The following is a 12,530-nucleotide window of genomic DNA, read 5'->3' on the forward strand; positions in this document are numbered from 1 at the left end:
ATATTATATCGGCTAAGCTCCTGGCCCGCGACCGGAGAGCTTTCGCGGGTCAACCCGGGCGCCGAGTTCCGGCAGCCCACCTGACTCACCCGGCAACACGCGGCTTGGGCCCGCGCCTGCCGCGGCGCGCACGGCTCACCGCGAGCAGCCGCGCCACCCCGTCCTCGATCCCCGCCGCCAGCGCCTCGATATCGGGCGCGGTGTCGTAGTCCGCGGTAATGCCGAAGACGAAATTGTCGGCGTAGCTGACCATCGCCACACCGGTGCGCAACTGCAGGGCGATCGGCGGGATCGGCAGGATCTCCAGCACCCGCCGGCCCATCAGCTTCTGCTCGCTCCGCGGACCGGGGACGTTGGTGGCCAAGCCGACAACCGCCCGCTGCGGCAGATGGCTGAGCAATCGAATGGTCCACGCCGAGAAAGCGAATGGAACGTTCCTGGCCGCCGAAACAACCGCGCTGGCTCCTTCGCGTTGGCCGCTGCCTTTTGCCCGGGTGAGTCGACTGTGCACCAGCTGTAGCTGCTTTACCGGGTCCGCCTCATCGACGGGCAGCAACGGTAGCATCGCCGAAACCTTGTTGTCGGTCACGCTGAACTGGTTCACCCCCCGCACCGACACCGGAACCAGCGTGCGCAGCGAGTCACGGCCGGGCTGTTCCCCGCGGTCCAGCAACAGCTGGCGGTAGCTGGCGGTGATTGCCGCCAGCGCGACGTCATTGAGCGTCACATCGAAGGCCTGGGCAACCTCACGCAAGTCCGCCAACCGAACTCGGGCCGCATGGTATCGCCGCATCGCCGTGACCGGTCCGTGCAGCGACGACTCCGGCGCCGGGCTGAGCAGGCTGCCCGCCAGTTCGGCCGCGCCCACCGTGACATGCTCGACTACTGCGGCCGCGTCCAGCGCACCCCGCACCATGCCGCTGACCCAGGTCAACGGGTTGAGGCTGACCTTCGGCAGGCCAAACCCATGCCGATCGGGTTCCTTGGCGGCGCGGATGTCGGTGGCGAAGGTGTCGCCGCCGCCGCCGTCGTTGAACCTCGCCAACATCTGCGCGGTCGCGATTCCGTCGGCGATGCAGTGGTGCAGCTTCGTCAGCACTGCCCAACGGTCGTCGCTGAGCCCCTCGACCATGAAGCAGTCCCAGAGTGGCCGCTCACGGTCAAGCCGGCGCTCCATCACGGTGGCAACCATCTCGAACAGTTCGGCGTCACCGCCGGGGTGCGGCAGTGCCAGACGGTGCAGGTGTCGGGAGATGTCGAAATGTGGGTCATCCACCCATTCGGGCGGGCCCAGATCCAGCGGGTGTGTCCGCAACAGCTGCCGGCAACGCGGAATCGCCGAAGCACGCTGCGTGAAGGCAGCGACGAATTCTTCATAGGACGGCGGCGGTCCCTCGATGATCGACAATCCGCCGATCGCCAGACTCACGTGTGGATCGGAGTCTTCGACCTCGAGAAAAGCGGCGTCAAGGGCGGTCAAATGCTCCATTCCGCTACTTTCCGCCGCCGCGCGCCTTCCGATCAGAGTCGGAAGTCCTCACCTTGAGGGCCAAACGAAAGCAGCACAGTCGCACGACGAGTCATATCGTCAGCACCATGACGTCCGGTGACGCCGATAAGTTTGTGCCCCGCGGCGATCCCGCGGCTCTACCTGACCCACCGTATGCAGCGCGATGTGCCGGCCCGGTCCGCGACCGTCGGCCGGTCTACGTCGACCTGCTGCCGCCGTGCCATGCCGGATGCCCCGCCGGCGACAACATCCCGGCCAGGCTCACCGATGCCCGCGCCGGACGTCACCAGCAGGTGTGGCGGGCTGACGTGGTGCAGTGGGCGTCGGCGCTGCTGCGCCATGGTCCGGAATACGCCGGCATGCTCCCGCTGGGATTGTGTAACCGGATGAACCGCAACGGTTTTCATGTGCTCAATGGGGTTCGCGGACTGCTGGCGGCTCCCGCCATCGAGGGCTCTGAAACCCAGGAACGCGCGGACTACGTCTGGGCATCGCGCAAAGGCAACAGCGGATCCAGGGACACCTACCAACACGCAACCGGAGGAATATCATGAGCAAGTTCAACTACATTCGCTTCTTCGAAGAGTTCGGCATCGAGGACGTCCCGCTCGTCGGCGGCAAAAACGCGTCGCTCGGCGAGATGTATCAGAAGCTGTCCGAGCAGGGTATCCGCGTCCCGCACGGGTTCGCCATCACCGCCCAGGCCTACAAACACATGCTGGACAGCGCCGGCGCCTGGGGCGCGCTGCACGCCGAGCTCGACAATCTCGACCCGGACGACGTCACCGCGTTGGCGCGCAAAGGCAAACGTGCCCGGGAAATCGTCTACGGCGCAGGGCTTCCCGACGACCTGGCGGCCGAGATCGTGGCCGCCTACCGCATGCTTCAGGACGAGTACGGCGAGGACGTGAGCCTCGCGGTGCGCAGCTCGGCGACCGCCGAGGACCTGCCGACGGCCAGCTTCGCCGGCCAGCAGGAAACCTTTCTCAACATCACCGGCGCCGAGAGCCTGCTCGACGCCTGCCGCCGGTGTTTCGCCAGCCTGTTCACCGACCGGGCCATCCACTATCGCATCGACCAGGGCTTCGACCAGTTCAAGGTGTCGCTGTCGATCGGTGTCATGAAGATGGTGCGCTCCGACCTCGCCTCCTCGGGGGTGATGTTCACCATCGACACCGAATCCGGCTTCAACGACGTCGTTTTCGTCACCGGAGCCTACGGGCTGGGTGAGAACGTGGTGCAGGGCGCCGTCGACCCGGACGAGTTCTACGTCCACAAGCCGACTTACCTGGCCGGACATCGCGCCGTGCTGCGCCGCCTGATCGGTGACAAGGCGGTGAAGATGGTCTTCGTTGAAGGCGGGACGAAGCAGACCACCCGCAACATCCCCGCGCCGAAGGCCGACCGTGCTCGGTTCTGCATCACCGACGAGGACGTACTCGAACTGGCCGGCTACGCCTGCACCATCGAGGGACATTACCGGCGCCCGATGGATATCGAATGGGCCAAAGACGGTCTGGACGGCAAGCTCTACATCGTGCAGGCCCGCCCCGAGACGGCGGCCTCCCAACGCAGCCTGACGACCATCGAAACCTATGTGCTGGAAGGTAAAGGCGAGATCCTCACCGAGGGCCGCTCGGTCGGCGAGAAGGTCGCCACGGGCATCGCGAAACGGATCGACAACCTCGGGCGGCTGTCGGACTTCCGGCCCGGCCAGGTGTTGGTCGCCGACACAACCACGCCGGACTGGGAACCGGTGATGAAGACCGCCGCCGCCGTCGTCACCAACCGCGGCGGACGCACCTGCCACGCGGCGATCATCGCGCGCGAACTCGGCATCCCGGCCGTGGTCGGCGCGGGCGATGCCACCACCAGCGTCCCCGACGGCCAGGTCGTCACGGTGTCGTGTGTGGAAGGCGACACCGGGCGGGTGTACCGCGGCGAGGTGGGCTTCCACGTCGACCGCACCGAAGTAGCGGACCTCACCAGGCCACGTACCCAGATCATGATCAATCTGGGCAATCCCGATCTGGCTTTCAAGACCTCGTTCCTGCCCAACGACGGTGTCGGGCTGGCCCGAATGGAATTCATCGTCAGCGAATACATCAAGGTGCACCCGCTGGCCCTGCTGCATCCCGACAAGGTCGACGACGCGGAGGCGCGCCGGATGATCGATCGGCTCACCTACGGCTATGCCGACGGGGGCGAGTTCTTCGTCCAGCGGCTCTCGGAGGGCATCGGCACGATCGCGGCGGCCTTCTGGCCCAAGCCCGTGGTGGTGCGGATGTCGGACTTCAAGACGAACGAATACGCCAGCCTAATCGGCGGGAGCGGGTTCGAGCCGACCGAGAGCAACCCGATGCTCGGCTTCCGCGGAGCCTCACGTTACGCGCACCCGGCCTATGCCGAGGGTTTCGCACTGGAATGCCGTGCGATGCAACGGGTGCGTGAGCAGATGGGCCTGACCAACGTCGTCATCATGCTGCCGTTCGTGCGCCGCGTCGCCGAAGCCGACCTGGTGCTGCAGACCATGGCCGAACACGGTTTGCAGCGCGGCCGCGACGGACTCGAGGTGTATGCGATGTGCGAGATCCCGAACAACGTCATCCTGCTCGACGAGTTCGCCAAGCGCTTCGACGGTTTCTCCATCGGCTCCAACGATTTGACGCAGCTCACCCTCGGTGTCGACCGTGACAGCGAGATCGTGGCCTTCGACTACGACGAACGCGACGACGGTGTCAAGGAGATGATCCGGCTGGCCGTGGAAGGCTGTCGCCGCAACGGGATTCACTCGGGGCTGTGCGGGCAAGCGCCGTCGGATTACCCCGATATGGCCGAGTTTCTGGTGCGCATCGGTATCGACTCGATCAGCCTCAACCCCGACGTGGTGGTCAAGACCACCCGGCAGATCCTCGAGCTGGAGCAACAGGTGGTGTCGAGGAAATGAATTCCCTTGCATCGCAGCGGCTCACGCCGAAATCCGCATCCTCGCGGAAAGATGTGAGAAACCAGCGTGCCGCGACGACATCGCCGTCGGGTCAGCCACCGATCGCGCTATGGGTGGGCATTTGATCCCCGAAGTTGATCCCCATATCCCGCGCGGTCAGGATCGAGTCGCAGTCCAGCGGGACCGTCTTTTGCCGGTGGGTGGCCTCGGCGAGTGGCACATAGTCGACGGTCGGTGGATTCAGCGCCACCATGACACCGCTGTGCCCCTCGTCGAGAGCCCGGACGGCCGCGGCGCCGAAGCGCAGACCGAGCAAGCGGTCGAACGAGGTCGGCGAGCCGCCTCGCAGCAAGTGGCCGAGCACCACGGTGCGTGCCTCGCGTCCGGTCATCCGTTCGAGCTCGGCGGCCACTTTGGCGCCGATGCCGCCGAGACGCTCCGCCTGGCCCACCGACTTGCCCACGATCGACACCTCGCCGCCGACCGGCCGGGCGCCCTCGGCGACGCAGACGATGGAGAACTTCGCGCCGTGCCGTTCGCGGTCCCGGATCACCGCCGCGACGGGGTCGAGACTGAAGGGGATTTCCGGGATGAGGATCGCGTGTACTCCCGACGCCATGCCTGCGTTCAGGGCGATCCAGCCGGCATAGCGGCCCATCACCTCCACCACGATGATGCGGCCGTGCGATGTCGCGGTGGTGAACAGCCGGTCGATGCACTCCGAGGCGAAGTCGACCGCGCTGTCGAAGCCGAATGTCGAGGTCGTCTTGTCCAGATCGTTGTCGATCGTCTTGGGCACCCCGACCAGCCGCAGCCCGGCGTTGTGCAGGTGCTGACCTATCGCCATCGATCCGTCGCCGCCGACCAGGATTAGTGCGTCGATTCCGTGTTCCTCGAAGCGGCCCAACAGTTCTGCGGTGCGGTCCATCTCGATCCAGGTGCCGTCGGGCTGTTGCACCGGATAGGCGGTGGGGTTGCCGCGATTGGTGGTACCGATGATGGTGCCGCCTTGGTGGATGATGCCGCGGACCCGGTCGCGGGTGAGTTCTATTAACCCGCCGTCGGGATAGGCGTCCGGCAACAGCAACCCGTTGAGGCCGTCGCGAACCCCGACGACTTCCCAGTCACGATTACGTGCGGCCAGCGTGGCCGCATGGATGACGGCATTGAGCCCGGGCGCATCACCGCCGCCGGTGCTGAGCGCAATCCGCTTTATCGAAGATCTCACCACGCGCACCTTACGCCAGAGCACCTCTGGGGCGTGAGGCTCAAAACGGGTTCACAGCAGCTCGTGGCGCGACTGGGAAAGAAATACGCGGACTCCGATATTGCCGTCATGGATCAACCACGGTCTGATGCGATAGGTGCGTGCGCCGCTGGCGTGCATCGGATCGCCGTCGGCAATCGCCTGGGCCTCGCTGACCGAGCTGGCGCGGTAGATCAGCATGCCGTCGCCTTCGAAGTACTCGCCGTCGTCGGTCCATAGTGGGCCCGCAGCGAAAAGCACTCCGCGGTCTTCCAACTCACGCAGGTAGGCAAAGTGATCTTGGAGGTGTTGTTGCACGGCATCTGCACCGCGTGACGCCGTCGAGGTGACGACGTACAGCTTCAACCCGACCGGGTCGCCCGAATCCTCGATGACTTTCGGCGCTTCGATCCGGTCCACCTCGATCAACTCCTCGTTGTCGGCGTGCTGTGCCTCGCAATTCTGCGTCACAGCGCCGCATCCGAGGTGGCACTTCGCCGACATTGGTCGGCCGACACCGGCACCGCCGACTTCTTCCGGGGCGCTATCGGCCGCCCGAAGCTGCGCCGCGCGCCTACACTGCAACCGATGTCACAGGAGGCAACCGATGAACCTGGTCGTGCACAGCCATGCCCTCCCATTGTCCAGCCGGCCCGAACCGGGGGTCGGGCATAACCGTGGGCCGACGATCCGGCACCCGGATATCGCCGTCAGGGAGCAGTTGTGAATCCATTGCCACCGATCAACGGGCCGAAGAAGCGGGTCGGCGTGCACAACAGCGCGATGAGTTACGTCGACGTCGGAGAGGGCGATCCGATCGTCTTCCTCCACGGAAACCCAACCTCCTCCTACTTGTGGCGAAACGTCATCCCGTACGTCAGCAACCTTGGCCGATGCCTGGCGCCGGACTTGGTCGGTATGGGGAACTCCGGGACCTCACCAACCTTTTCTTATCGGTTCGCCGACCACGCCCGCTATCTCGATGCGTGGTTCCATAACGTCGGGGTCACCGAGCGCGTGGTGCTGGTGGTGCACGACTGGGGCTCGGCGCTGGGGTTCTATCGGGCGCTGCGTTATCCCGAACAGATTGCCGGCATCGCCTACATGGAGGCCCTTGTCCAGCCACGGCCCTGGGCAGGATTCACCGACCTCGAGCCGTTCTTCCGCGCGCTACGCTCCGAGCGGGGCGAGCAGATGGCTTTGGAGCAGAACGCGTTCGTGGAGCAGGTGCTGCCCGGCGGTGTACTGCGTCAACTGAGCGCCGAGGAGATGGCCGTCTATCGCGAGCCCTATCCCACCCCGCACAGCCGTATTCCCACGCTGCTGTGGGGTCGCGAGATCCCGATCGAGGGTGAGCCGGCCGATGTGCACAAGCTGGTGCTGGAGTACTCAGATTTCCTGTCGCACAGCGACATCCCGAAATTGCTGATCGTCGCGGACCCTGGCACCATCCTCCAGGAAGGGGGCAGCGAACTGGAATTCGCCCGTACTTGGCGTAACCAGCGGGAAATCAAGGTGGCCGGGCGGCACTTCATCCAAGAGGATTCACCGGAGGCCATCGGCATGGCCCTGCGCGACTTCGTCCTCGACCTTCCCGGACGCCGCTGACCTGCGGACCGGGGACATCGCGGCCCACGGAACACGCTTTGCCCCAACCCTTTTCACTGCTATCGAGGCGGCAGCACCGCCAACCACTGATCCGACAACAGTTCGAGCAATTGGCCGTCGGGATCGCGGATCATCGCCGATTGCTCCGACACCGTCCCGTCCACCACCGACCCGCCGAAGCTCTCGGCGCTGGCCAGCACGTGAGCAAGGTCGGGCACGGAAAACGAGATATGGGTAAGCCCCACCTGGTCCATGACCCGCTGCGCTCCGGGCTGGACCGAGCGCCCCGAATAGTCGAGAAGTTCCAGCACCAACCCGTCGCGCACCAGATACGTCGCGTGCAGTCCGATCGGCTTCGGTAGCTGCAGCAGCCGGTCGGTGCCTTGGTCGGGCGCATCGAGTTCCCACCAGAACTCGAACCCAAGCACGCCCTCATAGAATCGGCGTGACCGTCGACGATCGCTGACGCACAACCCGACATGGTTGAAAACAGCTTGGCTGCCAGACATTACAACCTTCCATAGCGAGTCAGTGTCGATGCTCCCCCGCCCTGGATGACGACGGTCGCCCGCTCCAGGCAACCCCCGACGCCTTCTTCGGCGACCCAGGACTGCACGCTCAGCACCATGCCCTCGTCGAGCGCGGTGTCGCTGCCACGCCCCACACCGATGACCGGCGGTTCGGCACCGAGCCCGAGTCCGTGCGCTAACGGCAGCGGCGACTCCCGATTACCGGCGTCCTCCCACGCTCGATACAGGTCCGCTCCGGTGTTGCCGGCTCGGCAGGCCGCCAGCAGCGCGTCCATGCCGGCAGCGCACCGCGCCGCCAGATCCGCCGACCCTGCCGAAGCCGACTCCCCCGCCACTCGGGTACGCGCCAGGCCGGCCTCATACCCCGCGTACAGCGCACCCGGAGCCAGCACTACCAGTTCGCCGTCCCCGATGGGACGCTCCGACGCCAGGTGCCGAAACCGTACCGGCCCACGCGAAGGCGTTGCAAAGCAAACACTCTCCGACGGCGCGGTCGGCGCGCCCAACCGCGCCACCTGTTCGTAGTACACCCCGAGCAGGTCACGCTCGGTCATTCCGGGTCGCAAAGCGTCTTCCATGGCGCCTAAGGCCGATTCCGAAATGGCGGACGCCACTTCGAGACAGGTGATCTCCTCGGCCAACTTGATCCGGCGCGCAGCCGCCAGTGTCGAATCGGCGTCGACCAGTTCGGCCGAGCCGGTGAGCCGAGAAATCAAACCGCCGAACATCGGTGTCCATCCGTCGGTGCCCACCCGGGCGGACTCGCGCAAGCCGGGAATCGAGGCCAACGAATCCATCAGATTGGCCGGATTCCAGCTCAACCCGTACAGATCCTGACGCGCGATCTCCGGCGGTACCCCCTCATCCCAGGTCGACAGCAGGTGCACCCGCGCGGTCGACCGCATCACCACCGCGGCCGGCGCGAACGGCAGCACCCCGGCGCGGCCGAGCAGCCGCGCCCCCGACACGTAGCGCACATTGCCGGCGCCGCCAAGCAGCAGCGCGTCCAGATCGTGGGTCTCCATGGCGGAGAACACTTTTTCGCGCCGCTGAGCCCGCAACCAACCGAAGTCGACCCGAGCGTCGTCCTCGAGGCTCATCATCCCGATGCGCACCCCGCGATCCCGCGGCACGGGGCTCATGCGGCAAATCCATAAGGGTCGTAGGTGGAGCCGCTGAGTTTGACCCATCCGGTATCGGTCACGGCCACAACGTCTTCGGAACGATAACCGGCCGCACCGTCATCCCAGATCACCGGCTCCAACACCACCACCATGCCCGGCCGCATGACCAGCTGCGAGTCAAAAGCCGCACCGAAATCCGTTCCGATCAAGGGCATTTCGGCACTATCGGTGCCCACGCCGTGCGCGAGGTAGAAATGCTCGATCCACGGCCGGACTCCGTCGTTGGCCTCGATCGCAACCTCGCCCAGGCGCAAGCCGGACACCCCGGGCCCAAGGACCTCCAGACACGCGTCGACGACCGCCCGCCAGCGACGAAACTGCCCGAGCTGCGCGGCGTTCGGGCCGGCGCCCACAATCCAAGTGCGGCCGTAGTCGGACGCGTACCCCTGCCACATCACACCGGCGTCCACCCAGATGACATCGCCATGGCGCAGGAACCGGTCAGTCGTGACGGTCGGGTAGGCCAGATCACCGTGCAGCGTCCATGGTCCCAGCTCGCGACTTGGGGTCATCACCTGCCAGATCGGGTCGATCCCGCACGCCGACGCACCAAGTTCGAACACCCGGCGAAGAAACACCGCACTCAAATCGGTCTGCCGGACACCAGGTCGCAACAGGCGCAGCGCGTCGACCATCGCAAGCTCGTTGAGCCGCTGCGCCTGGCGAATACACGACACCTCGTCGACGGTTTTCACCAGCTTGGCCGCGCCCAGGACCGCGGCCGCATCCACCCAATCAATGCCTGAAAGGCCACGCAGCATCGGATGAGACAGATGATCGACACCTACCCGAGCGCCGGAGACGAAGTGCTTGCCCAGCGCCGCGGCGACCCCTGCCATCGCGTCCTCGAGATCGGGGAACAACGGCTCATGCAGCTGCACCTCTGCCGGCGCGCCGTCGTCGAACATGGTGTACAGGTGCGGCGCCGACTCCCCGGCAACCACCACAGCGACCGCGCGGAACAGCGCAGCCCGGTCACCGGCGACGGCCGGCATCGCAGCACCGGTCGCATATGTCACCGAGCTGGAGCCCAGCAACACCAGCCCGTCGAGACCGCCGGCCGCGAGCTCGACCTGCAACCGCGTATATCGCTGCCGTCGCATCCGGGCCAGGTCGGGCGTGCCCGGGATCGCCGCCCCGCCGATAGTGGCTGCTGCCGACCAATCCTCGATGACGCTACCTCCGCATCCTCGAATGCGTAATAATGCAAAGATAGCCTAATAAGCCGACGAGGCAACACCGCACTTGCCAGGAAAGGCTTTTCGATGGTCACCCGCCCAGGCGTCAGCCCAGACGCGATAGTCGATTTCGACCATCATTCCGACGACTTCAACCTCAATGAATTGGCGGTCAACGCCGAACTCCGGCGCACCTGCCCGGTGGCATGGAACCAAAACTACGGCGGCTTCTGGTTTCTCACCAGCTACGACGCGGTCAGCCAGGCCGCCCGCGACGGCGACACCTTCGCCCACAAATACGAACCGAACGCACCCGACGGCATCGACTACCAAGGTGAGATGGGCGTGCCACGTCCCGAAGGTCACCCGGCATTGGGCATCGGCGAAGTCGACGGCCCCTACCACCAGGCCCTGCGCCACGCCCTGGCGCCGTTCTTCTCCCCGGGCGCCGTAGAGAAGATGCGGCCGTTCATGGAGAAATCGGCGCACTGGTTTCTCGACCAGCACAGCGCCGACGGGCACATGGACCTGGTACTCGACTACGCCAGCCCGGTACCGGCCATCTTGACCATGAGATTGATGGGGCTGCCGTATGACAACTGGCACCTGTATGCCAACCTATTCCACTCCGTGATGGCCGTGCCGCAAGACAGCCCCTCGTACGCCAACGCCCTGGCCGCCGCGCCCGCCATGATGCACGACGTCCTGAAGTTCGCCGCCAACCGGCGGGCCGACCCACACGACGACCTGACCAGCTTCCTCATCCAGTTCGAATTCGACGGCGAGCGCCTGTCCGACCAGCAGCTGCTCAATATCATCTGGAACCTCATCGCCGGCGGCGTCGACACCACCACCTCACAGACCGCGCTGACCCTGCTACACCTGGGCACCCACCCACAGCTGCGCCGACAACTCATCGAGCGCCCCGAGCTCTACCGCACCGCCACCGACGAATTCCTGCGCTACTTTTCGGTCAACCAGCAACTGAGCCGCACTGTCACCCGCGACGTGACCGTCGGGGGCCAACAGCTGCGCCGCAACGACCGCGTCGTCATCAGCTGGCTGGCCGCCAACCACGACGAGCACGAGTTCGACCAACCGGAGGCGATCGTCCTCGACCGCACTCCCAACCGCCACCTGGCTTTCGGGCTCGGACCGCATCGCTGCATCGGATCTCATCTGGCACGACTGATGGCCGAGGTGATGGTCAAGGCGGTCCTCGACCGCATCCCCGACTACCGGGTCGACCTCGACGGCGTGCACCAGTATCTGGGAAACCCGAGCATGACCGGGCTGGGCAAGTTGCCGGTCGCCTTTACCCCCGCACCGGGCCTAGGCACCCAACGCCCGTGGTAATCGCCTGCCCGCCAACGGGAGTCGGGCCGAAGCGGGAATCTCTGGCGACTGTGCCGTCAAGAATGGGCAGCGCCGGCCGCGCAAGCTGCGCGCAGCGGCCAGGCAAGTTGACGCAGATAGCCTTCGGGCTCGCTGTCGTCGACGCCGTACTGCGCGGGCCAGCGGTCGGCCGGCAGGTACAGCGTCCCGAATAGCGCATCCAGCGCCGGGTATTCGCCGGCATAGTTGCTGTTGTAGGCCTGCGGTTCACGGGCGTGGTGCCAATGGTGGTACTGGGGCGTGGCGATCACCCACCGCAGCGGGCCGAAGTTCGCCCGGACGTTGGCGTGGATGAAGACCGCCTGCATGGTGATCAGGACGAGGAACGCGCCCAGGCTGACCCGGCCGAACCCCAGGGCGTACAGCGGCAGCACCGCGACCGAACGGATGAAGGTCTCGTCAAGCGGGTGAAGGTGATTCGCTGCCAGCCAATCCATTTCCCGGATGCTGTGATGCACCCGGTGGAACCGCCACAGCAGCGGCACTTCATGGGCCGCGCGGTGCCCGGCGTAGCCACCAACCATCGCGATCGCCAACCCCGCGACCACCTGCACCCAGCCGGGACTGGCCGAAACCGAGTCGCGCACCGGTGCGGGCACGAAAACCCTTAGCAATCCGCCGATTACGACCACCGAGACGAGCAACCCAAGCCGCAGCGCGGTTCCGTTGACCAGATAGTGCACCACGTCGGTTCGCCACCCGCGCCGCAACACTCGCCGGGGTTGCAACGCGAACAGCCGCTCCAGCGGAATAAAGATGATCGCCAGAATCGCCAACCCGAAAATGATGCCGCTGCGCACACTGAGCGCGGCCAGCACCACCAGCGCCGTCACCACCGCCAGCACGACACCACCCATTCCGGTGTGCGACGCTCGCTGCGGGGCCGCGGTCCCGGCGACCCGCGGCGGCGCAGCGCCGGCGTGGCGCCCGAC

11 protein-coding genes are annotated in these 12,530 nt (G+C 65.9%); 4 read left to right on the forward strand and 7 right to left on the reverse strand.

Features of this window, described 5'->3' with window-relative positions; all coding sequences use genetic code 11:
• Positions 1–85 precede the first annotated feature (85 nt).
• Complete coding sequence (locus tag B4U45_RS03600; RefSeq protein WP_075548029.1) at positions 86–1,489, reverse strand: WS/DGAT/MGAT family O-acyltransferase; 1,404 nt, start codon at positions 1,487–1,489, stop codon at positions 86–88.
• 107 nt (positions 1,490–1,596) lie between these two features.
• Here B4U45_RS03600 and B4U45_RS30265 point away from each other — a divergent pair, with 107 nt between their 5' ends.
• Both B4U45_RS30265 and ppsA read left to right on the forward strand, forming a co-directional pair.
• On the forward strand, positions 1,597–2,064 hold the full coding sequence (locus tag B4U45_RS30265; protein ID WP_075548028.1) for a beta/alpha barrel domain-containing protein: 468 nt from the start codon (positions 1,597–1,599) through the stop codon (positions 2,062–2,064).
• The gene (gene ppsA, locus B4U45_RS03610) at positions 2,061–4,457 is read left to right on the forward strand and encodes a phosphoenolpyruvate synthase (RefSeq protein WP_075548027.1); all 2,397 of its coding nucleotides are present in this window, start codon (positions 2,061–2,063) and stop codon (positions 4,455–4,457) included. Before B4U45_RS30265 ends, ppsA begins: the two co-directional genes overlap by 4 nt.
• 91 nt (positions 4,458–4,548) lie before the next feature.
• On the opposite strand, the gene B4U45_RS03615 is transcribed toward ppsA, so the two are convergent.
• Positions 4,549–5,685, reverse strand: coding sequence for a 6-phosphofructokinase (locus tag B4U45_RS03615; protein ID WP_075548038.1), 1,137 nt, complete (start codon positions 5,683–5,685; stop codon positions 4,549–4,551).
• A 51-nt stretch (positions 5,686–5,736) separates the two neighbouring features.
• A complete protein-coding gene (locus B4U45_RS03620) occupies positions 5,737–6,174 on the reverse strand; it encodes a YciI family protein (RefSeq protein ID WP_240316442.1) in 438 nt (145 codons plus the stop codon).
• A gap of 252 nt (positions 6,175–6,426) precedes the next feature.
• Between B4U45_RS03620 and B4U45_RS03625 the strand changes: the two genes are divergently transcribed.
• On the forward strand, positions 6,427–7,311 hold the full coding sequence (locus tag B4U45_RS03625; protein WP_240316443.1) for a haloalkane dehalogenase: 885 nt from the start codon (positions 6,427–6,429) through the stop codon (positions 7,309–7,311).
• Positions 7,312–7,370: 59 nt separating this feature from the next.
• On the opposite strand, the gene B4U45_RS03630 is transcribed toward B4U45_RS03625, so the two are convergent.
• The 3 genes from B4U45_RS03630 to B4U45_RS03640 are packed head-to-tail and all read right to left on the reverse strand — an operon-like array spanning position 7,371 to position 10,128.
• Positions 7,371–7,820 (reverse strand): VOC family protein, encoded by a 450-nt coding sequence (locus B4U45_RS03630; protein WP_075548026.1) that lies wholly within the window; start codon positions 7,818–7,820, stop codon positions 7,371–7,373.
• Positions 7,820–8,983: a M24 family metallopeptidase gene (locus B4U45_RS03635; RefSeq protein ID WP_082275507.1), complete on the reverse strand. Its 1,164-nt coding sequence runs from the start codon at positions 8,981–8,983 to the stop codon at positions 7,820–7,822. The genes B4U45_RS03630 and B4U45_RS03635 overlap by 1 nt, the downstream gene beginning before the upstream one ends.
• Positions 8,980–10,128 carry a M24 family metallopeptidase gene (locus B4U45_RS03640; RefSeq protein WP_082275506.1) on the reverse strand — a complete coding sequence of 383 codons (1,149 nt, stop codon included), beginning with the start codon at positions 10,126–10,128 and terminating at the stop codon, positions 8,980–8,982. Before B4U45_RS03640 ends, B4U45_RS03635 begins: the two co-directional genes overlap by 4 nt.
• Before the next feature lie 162 nt (positions 10,129–10,290).
• Here B4U45_RS03640 and B4U45_RS03645 point away from each other — a divergent pair, with 162 nt between their 5' ends.
• Positions 10,291–11,559: a cytochrome P450 gene (locus tag B4U45_RS03645; RefSeq protein WP_075548024.1), complete on the forward strand. Its 1,269-nt coding sequence runs from the start codon at positions 10,291–10,293 to the stop codon at positions 11,557–11,559.
• Positions 11,560–11,615: 56 nt separating this feature from the next.
• On the opposite strand, the gene B4U45_RS03650 is transcribed toward B4U45_RS03645, so the two are convergent.
• On the reverse strand, positions 11,616–12,530 hold a 915-nt coding region (locus B4U45_RS03650; protein ID WP_219859320.1), incomplete at its 5' end, for a sterol desaturase family protein.

This window comes from Mycobacterium persicum (genome assembly GCF_002086915.1).
GTDB lineage: Bacteria > Actinomycetota > Actinomycetes > Mycobacteriales > Mycobacteriaceae > Mycobacterium > Mycobacterium persicum.